Annotated in this window: 15 protein-coding genes; 8 read left to right on the top strand and 7 right to left on the bottom strand. The window is 75.6% G+C overall.

From position 1 onward, the window contains the following. Positions 1–64: 64 nt before the first annotated feature. Entirely contained in the window at positions 65–1,003 is a 939-nt protein-coding gene (locus GWJ10_RS09960) for a 3-methyladenine DNA glycosylase (RefSeq protein WP_083711920.1), read from the bottom strand. 258 nt (positions 1,004–1,261) lie between these two features. Between GWJ10_RS09960 and GWJ10_RS09955 the strand changes: the two genes are divergently transcribed. Together GWJ10_RS09955 and GWJ10_RS09950 are read left to right on the top strand one after the other, a co-directional pair. Continuing rightward, positions 1,262–2,311: a DUF4190 domain-containing protein gene (locus GWJ10_RS09955; RefSeq protein WP_163187180.1), complete on the top strand. Its 1,050-nt coding sequence runs from the start codon at positions 1,262–1,264 to the stop codon at positions 2,309–2,311. Between the two features lie 28 nt (positions 2,312–2,339). Further along, on the top strand, positions 2,340–3,287 hold the full coding sequence (locus GWJ10_RS09950; RefSeq protein WP_163187178.1) for a hypothetical protein: 948 nt from the start codon (positions 2,340–2,342) through the stop codon (positions 3,285–3,287). 24 nt (positions 3,288–3,311) lie between these two features. Here the strand turns inward: GWJ10_RS09950 and GWJ10_RS09945 are convergent, their stop codons facing one another. The 3 genes from GWJ10_RS09945 to GWJ10_RS09935 all read right to left on the bottom strand — a co-directional run bounded on the left by GWJ10_RS09945 (position 3,312) and on the right by GWJ10_RS09935 (position 6,007). Then, complete coding sequence (locus GWJ10_RS09945) at positions 3,312–3,692, bottom strand: MmcQ/YjbR family DNA-binding protein (RefSeq protein ID WP_163187176.1); 381 nt, start codon at positions 3,690–3,692, stop codon at positions 3,312–3,314. 76 nt (positions 3,693–3,768) lie between these two features. Further along, positions 3,769–4,776, bottom strand: coding sequence for an aldo/keto reductase (locus tag GWJ10_RS09940; protein WP_163187174.1), 1,008 nt, complete (start codon positions 4,774–4,776; stop codon positions 3,769–3,771). Positions 4,777–4,786: 10 nt separating this feature from the next. Beyond that, a complete protein-coding gene (locus GWJ10_RS09935; RefSeq protein ID WP_163187172.1) occupies positions 4,787–6,007 on the bottom strand; it encodes a heparan-alpha-glucosaminide N-acetyltransferase domain-containing protein in 1,221 nt (406 codons plus the stop codon). Positions 6,008–6,136: 129 nt separating this feature from the next. Between GWJ10_RS09935 and GWJ10_RS09930 the strand changes: the two genes are divergently transcribed. The 5 genes from GWJ10_RS09930 to GWJ10_RS09910 all read left to right on the top strand — a co-directional run bounded on the left by GWJ10_RS09930 (position 6,137) and on the right by GWJ10_RS09910 (position 10,464). After that, positions 6,137–7,027: a methyltransferase domain-containing protein gene (locus tag GWJ10_RS09930; protein WP_163187170.1), complete on the top strand. Its 891-nt coding sequence runs from the start codon at positions 6,137–6,139 to the stop codon at positions 7,025–7,027. A gap of 31 nt (positions 7,028–7,058) precedes the next feature. Then, positions 7,059–7,841, top strand: coding sequence for a fumarylacetoacetate hydrolase family protein (locus GWJ10_RS09925; protein WP_163187168.1), 783 nt, complete (start codon positions 7,059–7,061; stop codon positions 7,839–7,841). A gap of 2 nt (positions 7,842–7,843) precedes the next feature. Further along, a complete protein-coding gene (locus GWJ10_RS09920; RefSeq protein ID WP_163187166.1) occupies positions 7,844–8,110 on the top strand; it encodes a hypothetical protein in 267 nt (88 codons plus the stop codon). Between the two features lie 66 nt (positions 8,111–8,176). After that, entirely contained in the window at positions 8,177–9,679 is a 1,503-nt protein-coding gene (gene gltX / locus GWJ10_RS09915) for a glutamate--tRNA ligase (protein WP_206158389.1), read from the top strand. After that, positions 9,676–10,464 carry an HAD family hydrolase gene (locus GWJ10_RS09910; protein ID WP_163187164.1) on the top strand — a complete coding sequence of 263 codons (789 nt, stop codon included), beginning with the start codon at positions 9,676–9,678 and terminating at the stop codon, positions 10,462–10,464. The genes gltX and GWJ10_RS09910 overlap by 4 nt, the downstream gene beginning before the upstream one ends. Positions 10,465–10,668: 204 nt before the next feature. Here GWJ10_RS09910 and GWJ10_RS09905 read toward each other — a convergent pair whose 3' ends face one another. Then, on the bottom strand, positions 10,669–11,919 hold the full coding sequence (locus GWJ10_RS09905; protein WP_163187162.1) for a putative sulfate exporter family transporter: 1,251 nt from the start codon (positions 11,917–11,919) through the stop codon (positions 10,669–10,671). A gap of 69 nt (positions 11,920–11,988) precedes the next feature. Here GWJ10_RS09905 and GWJ10_RS09900 point away from each other — a divergent pair, with 69 nt between their 5' ends. Beyond that, complete coding sequence (locus GWJ10_RS09900) at positions 11,989–12,912, top strand: LysR family transcriptional regulator (RefSeq protein ID WP_163187160.1); 924 nt, start codon at positions 11,989–11,991, stop codon at positions 12,910–12,912. 9 nt (positions 12,913–12,921) lie between these two features. On the opposite strand, the gene GWJ10_RS09895 is transcribed toward GWJ10_RS09900, so the two are convergent. Next, complete coding sequence (locus GWJ10_RS09895) at positions 12,922–13,569, bottom strand: hypothetical protein (RefSeq protein ID WP_206158388.1); 648 nt, start codon at positions 13,567–13,569, stop codon at positions 12,922–12,924. Beyond that, a complete protein-coding gene (locus GWJ10_RS09890) occupies positions 13,566–14,345 on the bottom strand; it encodes a class I SAM-dependent methyltransferase (protein WP_076405683.1) in 780 nt (259 codons plus the stop codon). Before GWJ10_RS09890 ends, GWJ10_RS09895 begins: the two co-directional genes overlap by 4 nt. Between the last annotated feature and the right edge of the window lie 102 nt (positions 14,346–14,447).

Raw genomic sequence — 14,447 nt, 5'->3', positions numbered from 1 at the left:
GTCCGTCCGCCGGTCACGGCCATTCCCGGCGCGACGTCGGCCCGGTGCGCCGGTCGTCGGTGCGTCAGCGGGGAGGGCGGGCGGCCGCGTCGCCGTCCGGCGGGAGCAGCGCGTCGCACACGGCGACGAGCCGCTCGCGCAGCGCCGCCCCGCGGGCGGCGAAGGCGCGCTGGTGCCGCACGTACTCGGCCTTGCCCTCGGGCGTCTCGATCGCGACCGGCTCCAGCCCGTACGACGACACGTCGTAGGGCGACGCCTGCATGTCGACGACGCGGACGTCGCGCGCGAGCTCGAACGCGTCGAGCACGACGTCGCCGGGGACGGCCGGCGTGAGCTTGAGCGCCCACTTGTAGAGGTCCATCGTCGCGTGCAGGCACCCGGGCTGCTCCAGGGCGGGCTGCGTCTCGCGCGTGGGCCGCAGGCGGTTGAGCGGCCCCGCCTCGGGCGTGAAGAAGCGGAACGCGTCGAAGTGGGAGCACTGCACGGGGTGGTCCTCGACGACCCGGTCGGTCCCGTCGTGCCCGAGCCGCAGGGGGAGCGGGTGGCGGTGGTCGCGGCCGGCCGCCTTGTCGCGGTAGACCATGGCCCACTCGTGGAGCCCGAAGCAGCCGAACCGCCCCGGGCGAGACGCCGTCGCCGTGAGCAGACCGCGCAGGTACCGCACGGTGTCGCCACGGTCGGCGAGGAACGCGTCGGTGTCGAGCGTCAGGCCCTCGGTCGTGCGGCGGTACCAGCGCCAGCCGGCGCGGTCGGTGGACGGGTCGGGGGCGTCGTCGCCGCCCGGTGCCGCACCGCTCGCGGCGGTGGGCGGGGGAGCCAGCACGACGCCCGGCCCCGGGTGCCAGCGCCGGAGCTGGGCCGGGCGCGTGGGGTAGTAGGTGAAGAGGAAGTCCTCGATCGCGTGCTTCTGCCCGAGCGGCTTCCGGTGCCGCCACCCGGCCGTGAGCGCGTCCGCGCGCTCGGCGTGGGCGCGCTCACGCTCGGCCCACTCCGCGGCAGGCAGCACGACGGGGCCGACGACGGACGTCGCCCGGGGGGTCGTGGTGACGGTCGCAGGCACGTACCCAGGGTACGAGAGCCCGTGGGCGCGCCGCCGCGGCGGACTTTCACCCGCCGTGCGGTTTTCCCGATGTGGGCGCGACCGGGAAGAATGGTCGTGAACGTGCTGTGAAGACCCGGCGCGTCAGGCCGGCCGACCGCGCGTCGGCCGTCCACCCCGACCCGAACGACCGAACTCGCGGCGAGGCCGCGGAGGAGCACCATGTCGCAGCCGCCCACGGCACCGCAGGACCCCTACCAGTTCGACCCCTACCGGCCGCAGGACTCGGACCCGGCGCGGCAGGAGCACGGACAGGGGCAGGACCCGTGGGCGCCGCAGGGGGAGCCGCAGCCGCACGGCTCGCCCGACGCCGCGTCCGGCGCGCCCGGGTACGGCGGCACGCCGGAGCAAGCGCCCTACGGCGACCCGGGCTACGCGCCCTACGGCGCGGACCCGCAGACGGCGTACGGACAGCCGGGCTACGGCGGGCCCGCAGGGGACCCGGCCCAGGGGTACGCGCAGCCGTACCCGGCCGCCGGGGCGCAGCAGCCGTACGGCCAGCCCTACGGCGACCCCGCCCAGCAGCCCTACGGGAGCCCGTTCGGGAACGGCTACGCCCCGTACGCCGCGCCCGTGTCGACGACCGGGACGATGGCGATCGTCGGGTTCGTGCTCGCGATCCTCGGCTTCCTGGGCAGCTGGATCCCGTTCGTCAACATCTTCGCCGCAGTCATGGGCATCGCGGGCGTGGTGCTCGGCTTCGTCGGGCTGTCGCAGGCGAAGCGGGGCCGGTCGGGCAAGGGCTTCTCCATCGCGGCGATCGTGCTGGGCGTCGTGTCCGTGCTCGTGACGATCCTCGTGTGGGTCCTCTTCGTCATCGCGGCGAACGAGGCCTCGTCGCAGTACGAGCAGTCGCTGGCGGAGATCCAGGAGGACTCCGACCGTGCGCTCGGCGAGTCGACGGACGAGATCCTCGCGAACGACCTCGAGGTCGAGATCGGCACGTTCGAGGGCACCGCCGACGAGTTCGGCTGGGTGGAGTCCGCGCTGCCGGTCACGCTGACCAACACCTCCGACGAGCCGCTGACGTTCGACCTCGACATCGACGCCGTCGCGGCCGACGGCACGGTCGTCGAGTCCGACTTCGCCTACACCGACGAGCTCGCGCCGGGCGAGTCGACGACCGTCGAGGCCTTCGACTTCATCGACTCCGAGAACCTGGAGGCCATGAAGACGGCGACCTTCGAGGTCACCCGCGTGAGCGCGTACTGACCGGCGCACGGGACCGAGGGACGGACCGGTGAGCACGAGCGACCCCAGGACCCCGCCCGACGACGCGGCGCCCGCACCCGTGTGGGGCACGGCGCCCGGTACGGCGGGGGAGCGCGAGCCCGCGCCCTCGGCGCCGGACCCTGTGCAGGCCAGCGCGCCTGCGGACGGCGGCGAACGCCCGGCCCCGGGCGACCCCGAGCCCGGACCGGCCGCGCAGCCCGCGCGCGCCCGGCCGCCGGGTACGGGCGTCCTCGTCACGGCGTGCCTCGGCGTCCTGCTCGTCGGGGCCGTCCTCGTCACCGAGGCCATGACGGCGCGCTGGGGCTGGGCGCACGTGGGCTGGCTCTACCCGGTCGCCGGGGCCGTCGTGCTGACGGTCGGCGCCGTCGCCTGGCGTCGGGGCACGCGCGGCGTGCCCGGGGCGACGCGCGCGCTCGTCGCGCTGCTCGCGGGGACGGTCGTCGTCACGACCTGGGTGGCTGTCGACCTCGTGCCCGCGTCCGGTCCCGGCTACGGCGTCGGCAGCTCGCTGCGCGGGTACCCGCTCGGCGGCGGGTCCGACGACGGCCCGGAGATCACGGCCGTGTCCGACCGCGTCTGGTTCGGCGACTCGGTCCGGTACGCCGACGGACTCGTCGTCGCGGTCTCGGCGCCGCAGGCGTACACGCCGAGCGAGCACGCGGCGGTGCGCGACGGCGACCCGCCGGACTCCGTGCGTGTCCGGGTGCGCCTGACGAACGGCACGGGCCGCGCCGTCGACCCCGGGAGCGTCGACGTGCAGCCGGTGTCGGGCGGCCTCGTGGCCCGCCGGGTGTACGACTACGCGCCGGACGTCCTGCTCGAGCGTCCCGACCTCGTGGCGCGGGGGTCGAGCGGCGAGTGGGATCTCGTGTACGCCGTCCACGACCCGGAGGACGTCACGGTGGCGCTGGAGCCGACGTGGGCGAACTACGCGGTGGCCGTCTTCTCCTGGTGACCCCTCTCCCGACGTGCGCAGGCGTCACTCCGTGCGCCGCAGGTACTCCTGCGCGAGGCGGTGCGGGGCGCGGGCGAGCCACGCGTCCTGCAGGAGCTCCTCGAGCTCCGGCACAGGGACCCGGTCGAGCCGCGCGAGCACGATCGGGTACCCGTCGAAGTGGCTCGTCGTGAAGAACGTGCCGGGGTCGTCCTGGATCAGCGCGGCCTTCTCGCCCTCGTCCGCGACGCGCAGCGCGACGGGCGGCTCCGCCGGGGCTGCGGCGCCCAGCTCGTCGAGGTCGCGCGGGCGCAGGGGGCGCTCCCACACGAAGAGCTTGCCGTGCACCGTCCACCGTCGTGCGTCCTTGAGCGCCGTGCCCGGCAGCACCGCCACGACCCGTCCGACGTCCTCCCACGAGGCCATGCCCCCACGGTAGGCAGCCGGTCGCGGTCGGGCCACACGACCGGCCGCCAGGCCGACAGGAGCCCGGTGGGGCGGGTCAGAAGGGCGCGACCTTCCCGAGCGGAGGAAAGATCTCGTCGAGCTCGGCGAGGTCCTCGTCCGTGGGCCGCCACGCGCCCGCGGCGGCGTTCTGCCGCACCTGCTCGGGCTTCGTCGCACCCGCGATGACGCTCGACACCTGGGGTCGGGAGAGCAGCCACCCGAACGCGACCTGCACCTCGGTGATGCCGCGCACCTGGCAGAACGCGCCGAGCCGCGCGAGCGCCTCCCAGGGCGCGGACTCGAGCAGGTGCGGCTTGGTGCGCACGAGCCGGCCGTCGTCGGGCCGCGCGCCGTGCGCGTACTTGCCGGTGAGGAGGCCGTTCGCGAGCGGGAAGTACGGCAGGACGCCGAGCCCGTACGCCGCCGCGGCGGGCAGCACCTCGAGCTCGGCCGCGCGGTCGACGAGGTTGTACTGGTTCTGCGCGGACACGAACCGCACGGTGCCCGCCGCGCGCGCGACGAACTCCGCCTCCGCGATCTGCCACCCCGCCCGGTTCGAGTGCCCCACGTAGAGGACCTTGCCCGCGCGCACGAGGTCGTCGAGCGCCGCGAGCGTCTCGTCGATCGGCGTCCGCGGGTCGGGGGCGTGGAACTGGTAGAGGTCGATGCGGTCGGTGCCGAGGCGCCGCAGCGAGTCCTCGACCGCCCGCACGACGTAGCGGCGCGAGCCGCGCGCGTCGAAGTCCGCCCCCGCGACCCCGCGCATCGACAGGCCGAACTTCGTCGCCACCACGACGTCGTCGCGCCGCGACCCGAGCGCCTGGCCGAGGAGCTCCTCGCTCAGACCCGGACGGCCGCCGTACGTGTCGGCCGTGTCGAAGAAGGTCACGCCCGCGTCGAGCGCGGCGTCGACGACGGCGCGCGTGCCTTCCAGGGTCTCCGTCGCCGTCGTGGGGCGCCCGAAGTTGTTGCACCCCAGCCCGACGGCGGACACCGCCAGGCCGGACCGGCCGAGACGGCGCAGGGCGGGGCGGGGGGCGGTGTCGTCGCTCGTGGTGGTCATGCGGCCGACCCTACGTCGGCCCGCGCGACGACGTGACGGCGGAGGCGCGCGCCGCGACGGACGCGACGAGCCGTTCCAGCGGGCCGCGGCCGAACGCCCAGCGCCAGAAGGTCGCGACCACCAGCGTCGCGAGCACGAGCGCGAGGAGCGGCCCGTTCGTCGTCTGCTCGTACGCCGCGTCGCCCCACGCCCACAGGACGACGATCTGGGCCGAGTAGACCGTGAGCGCCATGGCACCGACCGCGGCGACGGGGGCGAGCACCCAGCGACCGACCCGGCCCGCGAACAGGCACAGCCCGAGCACCGCGACGGCGAACCCGCCCGACCCCACGACCTCGGGGAGCGTGTCCGTGTGCGGGCCCGCGAGCCAGAGGTACGCGCTCGTCGGCCACGGGTCCGCCCACCCGAGCGGCTCCGGCCGGTACGCGCTCGACCACACCGCGGCCGCGTCCTCCACGGCCTGCGCCCCGCCGAGCGGACCCGTCACCAGTGCCGAGACGCCGTACCCGAGCCCGGCCGCCAGGAGCCCGCCACCGACCAGCGCGACGCGCGTCGTCCTCGCCCCGAGGTCGGACCGACCGATCGCGATCCCGACGAGCACGTACGCCATCCACACCACCGCCGGGTAGTGCCCGGAGACGAGGAAGTCCGTGAGCGCTCCCGAACCGTCGTCGGGCAGGTCGAGCCCGGCGCGCGCGAGCACCTCCGGGAGCCACAGGGCGAGCACCGGACCGACGACGGCGACCACGCCCGCGAGCACGAGGAGGTCCCGGCGCCGCCAGCGCAGGAACGGCAGCGCGAGCACGAAGTAGGCGGCGTAGAAGCCGAGGATGAGCAGCACGCGTGTGCCGAGCAGGTCCAGCAGCCCGGCCAGGGCGAGCAGGAGCACCGCGCGCACGAGGACGCGGGTGCGGTTCTGGAGCGCGGGCAGCCCGTCGAGCGGGGTGCGCCCGCCCGAGACGAGGGCGAGCGACACCCCGGCCACGAGTGCGAAGAGCACCGACGAGCGCCCGTGCGACAGCGAGAGCCAGCCGGAGACCTCGCCGAAGTCGTCCGTCGTGAAGCCCACGTGCGCCGCGAACATCCCGAGGACCGCGACCCCGCGCGCGACGTCGAGCCCCGTGACGCGGCCCGGCCCGCCGAGCAGGAGCGCGGCGTGGCGCCGCGCGAAGCCGGCGGAGGGGCGAGCGGGGTCGCCCGGGGCGGAGGTCGTGCCGGTCGCGGCCGTCATGGGGGGATTGTCCGCGCGCGGGCGCGCTCCCACCCCGCCGCCACGCCGGGGACGAGCCGCGCGGCGACCGCGCGCCCAGAGTGTGAGAACGGGGTCGAGAACGCCGCACCCGCGGCCTACGGTGCGGGTATGACGCACACCCCCCACGGCGCCGACGAGGCCGCCGAGCACCACGCCGACGCCCCCACCGGGGCAGGCAGCGACCCCGCGCAGGAGTCCGAGTCGTACACCCACGGCCACCACGAGTCCGTGCTGCGCTCGCACCGCTGGCGCACGGCCGAGAACTCGGCCGGCTTCCTCCTGCCGCACCTGCGCCCCGGCATGAGCCTCCTCGACGTCGGCTGCGGCCCGGCCACGGTCACCGTCGACCTCGCCGACCGCGTCGGCGGCGGGCGGGTCGTCGGCGTCGACGCGTCCGAGGCCGTCCTCGACAGCGCGCGCGAGCTCGCCGCCCAGCGCGGCACCGCGAACATCACGTTCCAGCACGCGAACGCCTACGAGCTGCCGTTCGCCGACGGCACCTTCGACGTCGTCTACGCGCACCAGCTCCTGCAGCACCTGTCCGACCCGGTCGGCGCGCTGCGCGAGATGCGGCGCGTCACGAAGCCGGGCGGGCTCGTCGCCGTGCGCGACGCCGACTACGCCGCGATGACCTGGTACCCCGAGTCGCCGGGGCTCACCGAGTGGAACACGCTCTACCACGAGGTCACGCACGCCTACGGGTACGAGGCCGACGCCGGCCGTCGACTCTTCTCCTGGGTGCAGGACGCCGGGTTCCCGCTCGACGGGATCGAGCCCAGCGCGAGCACCTGGTGCTACGCCACCCCCGCCGACCGCACGTGGTGGGGCGGGCTGTGGGCCGAGCGGTGCGTCGCGTCGAACTTCGCCGTCCAGGCGAAGGAGTCGGCGCTCGCGGACGACGTCGCGCTCGAGCAGCTCGCGCAGGACTGGCTGCGCTGGGCCGAGGAGCCCGCGGGCTGGTTCGCCGTCCTCAACGGCGAGGTCCTCGCCCGCACGTGATCGACCGGGCACGGCCGGATAGCCTGGGCCCGTGCGCATCGCGAGATTCACCACCGGAGACGACCCCCGCTACGCCCTCGTCCAGCAGGAGGGGGACCGCACGTACCTCGCGGTCCTCACGGGCGACCCGCTCTACATGCCCGTCACGCCGACGGGCGAGCGCGTCGAGCTGGGCGACGGCGTCCGGCTCCTCGCACCGGTGATCCCGCGCTCCAAGATCGTCGCCGTGGGCCGCAACTACGCGGACCACGCGAAGGAGATGGGCAACGACGTCCCGACGAGCCCGCTGCTCTTCCTCAAGCCCAACACGTCGGTCGTCGGCCCGGACGACCCGATCGTCCTGCCCGACTTCTCGCAGGAGGTCTCGTACGAGGCCGAGCTCGCGGTCGTCATCGGGCGCCTCGCGAAGGACGTGTCGCCCGAGGCCGCGCCGGCGTACGTGCTGGGGTACACGGTCGCGAACGACGTCACCGCGCGCGACGCGCAGCGCACCGACGGCCAGTGGGCGCGCGCCAAGGGCTTCGACTCCGCGTGCCCCCTCGGGCCGTGGATCGACACCGACCTGAACCCCGAGGACGTCGGCGTCCGCAGCCGCGTCAACGGCGAGGTCAAGCAGGACGGCCGCACGAGCGACATGATCTTCGACATCCCGTTCCTCGTGTCGTACGTCTCCGAGGCGATGACCCTGCTGCCCGGCGACGTCATCCTCACCGGCACGCCCGCCGGCGTCGGGCTGATCGACGTCGGCGACCGCGTCGAGTGCGAGGTCGAGGGGCTGGGCGTCCTGAGCAACCCGGTCGTCCGGCGCGGCTGACCGTGGGACGCGGTCCGGGCCGCGCCGTCGCGCGGTGGGCGGGCTGGGGTGCCGTCGTCCCGTGCGTGGTCGTGGTCGTGCTCGCGGTCCTCGCGATCGCCTCCGGGAACGTCCCCCCGGGCGAGGTGCTGGCGTACGCCGTCGTCCTGGCGATCATCCTGGTCCCGGGGTGCGCGCTCGCCGGCGCCGCCCTCGGTGCGGCGGTCGCCGCGACGCGGTCGTGGCGGGCCGGGCGCGCGGGAGGCGCGGCGGGGACCGTCCCGGACTGAGACGAGGACAGGCACGGTGCCGGACGCCCGGGCGGGGGGCGGCGTCGGGCAACTAGGCTGGGAGCCGTGATCCCCGCACCTGGTTCCTCGCCCGTCCGCGTCCGCTTCTGCCCGTCCCCGACCGGGACGCCGCACGTCGGGCTCATCCGCACCGCGCTGTTCAACTGGGCCTACGCGCGGCACACGGGCGGCACGTTCGTGTTCCGCATCGAGGACACCGACGCCGCGCGCGACAGCGAGGAGAGCTATCAGCAGCTCCTCGACGCGCTGCGCTGGCTCGGGCTCGACTGGGACGAGGGCGTCGAGGTCGGCGGCCCGCACGAGCCGTACCGGCAGTCGCAGCGCGCGGACATCTACCAGGACGTCATCGCGCGGCTCGTCGAGGGCGGGTACGTGTACGAGTCGTTCTCGACCCCGGAGGAGTCCGACGCGCGCAACGCCGCCGCGGGGCTCAAGACGAAGGGCTACGACAACTTCGACCGCACCCTCACGGACGAGCAGAAGGCCGCCTTCCGCGCCGAGGGCCGCGAGCCGGTGCTGCGCCTGCGGATGCCGGACGAGGACATCACGTTCACCGACGTCGTGCGCGGGGAGATCACGTTCAAGGCGGGCTCGGTCCCGGACTACGCGCTCGTGCGCGCGAACGGGCAGCCGCTCTACACGCTCGTGAACCCGGTGGACGACGCGCTCATGGGCATCACGCACGTGCTGCGCGGCGAGGACCTGCTGTCCTCGACGCCGCGCCAGATCGCGCTGTACCGGGCGCTGCTGGAGATCGGCGTCGCGCACGTGATGCCGGAGTTCGGCCACCTCCCGTACGTCATGGGGGAGGGCAACAAGAAGCTCTCCAAGCGCGACCCCGAGTCCAACCTGTTCCTGCACCGCGAGCGCGGGTTCACGCCGGAGGGCCTGCTCAACTACCTCGCGCTGCTCGGCTGGTCGATCTCGCCGGACCACGACATCTTCACGGTCACCGAGATGGTCGAGGCGTTCGACGTGCACGACGTGCTGCCGAACCCGGCGCGCTTCGACCTCAAGAAGGCCGAGGCGATCAACGCGACGCACGTGCGGATGCTCGCGCCGGAGGACTTCCGCGACCGCCTCGTGCCGTACCTCCACGCGGGCGGGCTCGTCCCGGCGGACTCGTTCGCCGACCTGTCGCCCCGCAACCAGGAGATCCTCACGGCGGCCGCGCCGCTCGTCCAGGAGCGCATGGTGCTTCTGGGCGAGTCGGTCGGGATGCTGGGCTTCCTCTTCACGGCCGACGACGCGCTCACGGTCGAGGAGGACGCGCGCGGCGCCCTGCGCGACGACGCGAAGGACATCCTCGCGGCGGCGATCGCCGCGCTCGACGTGCTGCAGGACGACGAGTTCGTCGCCGCCGCCATCGAGGAGCGCCTGCGCGACGCGATCGTCGAGGGCATGGGCGTCAAGCCGCGCTTCGCGTTCACGCCGCTGCGCGTCGCGCTCACGGGCCGCCGCGTCTCGCCGCCGCTGTTCGAGTCGATGGAGCTGCTCGGCAAGGGCTCGACGCTGGAGCGCCTCGTGCGCCTGCGGGACGCGCTGTGACCGACGCCGCGGCCTCGGCGGGCGCGCCGCTCGAGGGCGTCCTGTTCGACGTCGACGACACGCTCGTCGACACGCGCGCCGCGTTCGCGCAGGCCATCGCCGCCGCGTCGCGCGTGTGGCTGCCGCACCTGCCCGAGGAGCGCTACGACGAGGTCCTCGCGCTGTGGCGCGCCGACCCCAACGGGCACTACCGCGCGTACACGCGCGGCGAGGTCGACTTCGACGCCCAGCGCATGGCGCGCGCCAACGAGCTCCAGGCGGCGTTCGGTGGCGAGCTGCTCGACGACGCGGCGTACGTCGACTGGAAGGACCTCTTCTGGGGCACGTTCGAGGCGTCGTGGACGGCGTTCGCCGACTCCCGCGCGGTCGTCGACGCGCTCACGGGGGCCGGGGTGCGCGTCGGGTCGCTGACGAACGCGCGCGTCGAGCTCCAGACCCGCAAGCTCGCGGCCGCGGGCCTGGCCGACGTGCCGCTGCTCGTCGGGGTGGACACGCTCGGCTTCGGCAAGCCCGACCCGCGCGTGTTCGCCGAGGCGTGCCGTCGTCTCGGCACCGACCCGGCCCGCACCGCGTACGTGGGCGACGAGCTCGACGTCGACGCGCGCGGCGCGCTCGCCGCGGGCCTCGTCGGGGTCTGGCTCGACCGCCCCGGCACCCGCCGCGGCGGCCCGCACCCGGAGGACCCGACGTCGGCCCGCGCGTCGGGCGTGCACGTCGTCGACAACCTCGACGATCTCGCCGCGACGCTCGGCGTCGCGGCGGCGCAGACCCCCGCGCCGAGGTAACCCCCGGCCCTGCGAGGCACAGCCCCCGCCCGCGAGGTAGAGCCCCCGCCCCGTGAGGTAGAGCCCCCGCCCCGTGAGGTAGAGCCCTGGTTCCGCGAGGTAGATCCCTGGTCATGACCAGGGCTCTACCTCGGCGTACCGGGCCTCTACCCCGGCCTACCGGGGCGTTCCCCGGGAGACCCGGGGCTCTCGCCCGTGGGGCGGTCAGGCGAGGAGCAGGACCCCGACGAGGGCCGTCGCGGTGACGAGCACCGCGGACAGAGCGCCCAGCACGAGCGACCGCCGCCCGGTGCGCACGAGCGTCGGCACGTCCACGCCGAGCCCGAGGGCGAACATCGCCGCGACGAACGCCAGCGTCGAGGCCGTGACGAGGACGGCGAGCACCGGCGCGGGCACGACCCCGAGGCTGCGGAGCACGACCGCCGCCACGAACCCGACGACGAACCACGGCACCGGGGCGACGCGTCGCCTCCTGGCCCCGGCACCTGCGCTGCGGGACTCGCCGTCGTCCGCACCGGACGACGGCGCGGTGCCCGGTGCCCCGAGCGCGCTCGTGGCCGCCAGCGCCGACGCCGCGCGTCGGGCCCCGCGGGCCACGACGACCCCGGCGACGGCGACGAGCGGCGCGAGGAGGGCCACGCGCGCGAGCTTCGCGACCGTCGCGGTCGCGAGCGCCGGCCCGGAGATCGTCCCGGCGGCGGTGACGACCTGCGCGACCTCCTGGACGCTCGCCCCGATCCAGAGCCCGGCCCGGTCGTCGGTGAGCCCGAGCACCCCCGCGAGCCACGGCAGCACGACGATCGCGAGCGTGCCGTAGACGGTGACGAGCGCGAGCGCGGTGGCGACGCCGTCGTCGTCCTCGCGCACCTCGTCGGGCGTGCGTCCCGGCCGGTCCACGACGCCCTGCATCGCGGAGATGGCGGCCGCCCCGCACACGGAGAAGCCGGTCGCGACGAGCAGCGTCGTCACGCGCGGCACGCGCAGCACGCGGCCGAGCGCGAGCGTGCCCGCGAAGGTGACGGCGAGCGTCGTCGTGACGACGACGAGCCCGCGCCAGCCCAGCCCCAGCACCTCCGGGAGGGAGAGCTGGAAGCCGAGCAGCACGACGCCCACCCGGAGCACGACGCGCGACGTCCACGCGACGCCGGGGCGCGTCGCGGCGATCGTCGCCGTGCCCCGACGCGTCGGAGAGAGCCGGCCGAGCACCGGGGCGACGAGCGCGCCCAGGACGAGCGCGACGACGAGGGGCGACACCGTCGGGACCAGGCGCGCGCCCGCGAGCACGAGGAGCGTGGCCGCGCCGACGAGGACGAGCCCGGGGACGAGCGCGCGCGGTCCGCGCGGTGCGTCGGGACGCCGGTCGGGTGCGGGCGCCGGGGGAGCGGCCGTGGCCGCCGGGATGCCTCGGGTCGCGAGGGCCTCCGTGCGGGCCGAGGGGGGTGCAGGCTGGGTCATGCTTCCAGCGTGCTGCGGCTGGCGCGGCGGCAGAAGAGCGACTTCCCTCGCGAGGCATAGAGTGGACCTATGGCCCCGACCGCCCGCGACCGGACGTCCCTCTCCGCGCTCGAGCTGCTCGTCGCGACCGACTCGCACGGGTCGATCAGCGCCGCCGCCCGCGCCCTCGGCGTCGCGCAGCCCACCGCCTCGGCGGGCCTGCGCGCGCTCGAGCGCCGCCTCGGCCTCGACCTCCTCGAGCGCACGACGCGCGGGTCTCGGCTCACCGAGACCGGCCGCGCGACGGCGGCGTGGGCGCGCGAGGTGATCGAGGCCTCCGACCGCTTCGAGACCTCCGTCGCGGCGCTGCGCGACGCCCCGGCGGCCCGGGTGCGCGTCGCGGCCAGCCTCACGGTCGCGGAGTACCTGGCGCCGCGCTGGCTCGCGCGGCTCGCCCTCGAGGGAGCGCCGGGCGGCGGCGCTCCGGACGTCGAGCTCGTCGTCCGCAACTCGCGCGAGGTGACGGACCTCGTCCTCGACGGCGGCGTGGAGCTCGGGTTCGTCGAGAGCGCGACGCTGCGGCGCGGGCTGCGCAGCCGCACCGTCGCGCACGACCGGCTCGTCGTCGTCGTCGGCCCGGTGCACCCCTGGGCGCGCCGCAGCGCGGTCCGGGTCGACGAGCTGCTGTCCGGGGGGCTCGTCGTGCGCGAGCGTGGTTCGGGCACGCGCGAGACGCTCGAGCGCGGCCTCGCGGCGCTCGGCGAGCGCCTGCCGGACCACCTGCCCTACCTCGGCTCCACCGCGGCGCTGAAGACGGCCGTGCAGCACGGCGGGGCGGTCGCCGTGCTGTCGAGCCTCGCCGTCGCCGAGGACGTCGCGCGGGGCGCCCTCGTGCGCGTCGCGGTGCCGGGGCTCGAGCTGGACCGCCGGCTGCGGATGGTCTGGAAGGACGGCACGGCGCTCTCCTCGGCCGCGCGCCGCATCGCGGCGGCCGCGGCCGCGTCGTCGGGCTGACGGGCCGGCTCAGCCCGGCTCGTCCGCGCGCACGCTCGCGTCCCAGCGCCAGCGTGTGCGCCGGGGCCGACCCGGGAGCTCGCCCCGGCCGGTCGCCCAGAGCAGCACCGCGTCGGGGTCCTCGTCCGGGCCCGTCTCGACGTCGGGGAACAGTCGGGTCAGCGCTCGGGCCGCCAGACCCGGGGGGAACGGGGTGGGTGCGTCCGTGAGCCCGAGGAGGACGTCGTGGCCGTGCACGAGGACCTCCACGACGCCCATCGCCGCGAAGCCGCCTGCGTCCGAGACCCCGTACGGGTGGAAGGCGCGCGCGTCCGCGGGGCGCGTCTCGGCGAGCGTCGCGAGCAGCTCCCCGCCGCCGACGAGCGCCTCCACGAGCCCCGCCGTCCCGGCCGCCCGGTCGACGTGCGCGATCTCGCCCTCGCCCCGAGGCCCGACGAGAGGCACGTACGCGAGCGCGGGGAGCGCCGCGAGCTGGAGCGCGTAGGCGAGGAGGTCGTCGACCACGTGCTCCGTCGTCGTCCAGCACGACCAGCGGACCGGGCCGGCCTGCGCGTCGAACGCCGACACGGGCTGGTCCACGAGGCGGTCGGCGAGCCATCGGACGGCCACCCGGACGTCGTCGCCGGTCATCGTGCCGCGTGCGTTCCCGCCGCTCATGCTGCGCCCGGTGCGTCGGAACGCACGTCGGCGCGCCAGCACTGGGCGAGGTAGGGGAGGTCCACCTCGGTGCGGCCGGCGAGGTCGGGGTGGGTCGCGACGAGCCGGTCGATCTCGTCCAGCAGCTCCTCGCGCCGCGCGGGTGGGAGGGTCAGGAGGTAGCTGCGCGACGCGGCGAGCGGGCGCAGCGAGGACGTGAGGACCCGGTCGGCCCACGGCACCGTGCGGTGCTCCGGCGTCGTGAAGAGGTGCTCGGAGAGCGCGGGCTCGCGGTAGCTGTGCTCGAGCGTGTCGCCCCGGTGGATGATCTCGGTGAACCTGCCCACCCAGTCCACCGAGCTGTCCCGGACGTTCCACACGATGCCGAGCCGGCCGCCGGGCCGCAGCACGCGCGCGATCTCCGGCTGGGCCGCGGGGGAGAACCAGTGCCACGCCTGGGCGACCAGCACCGCGTCGACGCTCGAGTCCGGCAGCGGGACGGCCTCGGCCGATCCCGGGAGCGCCTCGGCGCCGGGCACGGTCTCGGCGAGACGGTCGCGCATCGCGTCGGACGGCTCGACGGCGACGACGTCGAGGCCGCGTGCGACGAGCCGCTCCGTGAGCTTCCCGGTGCCGGCGGCGAGGTCGAGGACGCGGTGGGCGCCGTCGGGCACGAGCCAGTCGACGGCCGCGTCCGGGTAGGACGGCCGGGTGGAGGCGTACTGCGCGGCACCGTGCTCGAACGACGCGGCCCGGTCGGCGCGCGAACCGGGGTCGAGGGAGTCTCCAGGGCTCATGCCCTGACGGTGCCAGACGGCGGCCGTGCCCGTCGACCGCAGGACGCGCGCGTCGCCGGGCCGCTCGGGCGCGCGCAGCGCATTTGGTCCGCGTCGGCATGT

This window comes from Cellulosimicrobium sp. SL-1 (genome assembly GCF_011033075.1).
Classification (GTDB): Bacteria; Actinomycetota; Actinomycetes; order Actinomycetales; family Cellulomonadaceae; genus Cellulosimicrobium; species Cellulosimicrobium funkei.
This window is presented reverse-complemented; position numbering and strand designations above follow the sequence as displayed.

Bases quoted from the DNA above. Each gene is read 5' to 3' on its own strand.
- GWJ10_RS09955 (WP_163187180.1), top strand. From the start codon at position 1,262: ATGTCGCAGCCGCCCACGGCACCGCAGGACCCCTACCAGTTCGACCCC.
- GWJ10_RS09945 (WP_163187176.1), bottom strand. From the start codon at position 3,692: ATGGCCTCGTGGGAGGACGTCGGACGGGTCGTGGCGGTGCTGCCGGGC.
- GWJ10_RS09940 (WP_163187174.1), bottom strand. From the start codon at position 4,776: ATGACCACCACGAGCGACGACACCGCCCCCCGCCCCGCCCTGCGCCGT.
- GWJ10_RS09935 (WP_163187172.1), bottom strand. From the start codon at position 6,007: ATGACGGCCGCGACCGGCACGACCTCCGCCCCGGGCGACCCCGCTCGC.
- GWJ10_RS09930 (WP_163187170.1), top strand. From the start codon at position 6,137: ATGACGCACACCCCCCACGGCGCCGACGAGGCCGCCGAGCACCACGCC.
- GWJ10_RS09905 (WP_163187162.1), bottom strand. From the start codon at position 11,919: ATGACCCAGCCTGCACCCCCCTCGGCCCGCACGGAGGCCCTCGCGACC.
- GWJ10_RS09900 (WP_163187160.1), top strand. From the start codon at position 11,989: ATGGCCCCGACCGCCCGCGACCGGACGTCCCTCTCCGCGCTCGAGCTG.
- GWJ10_RS09895 (WP_206158388.1), bottom strand. From the start codon at position 13,569: ATGAGCGGCGGGAACGCACGCGGCACGATGACCGGCGACGACGTCCGG.
- GWJ10_RS09890 (WP_076405683.1), bottom strand. From the start codon at position 14,345: ATGAGCCCTGGAGACTCCCTCGACCCCGGTTCGCGCGCCGACCGGGCC.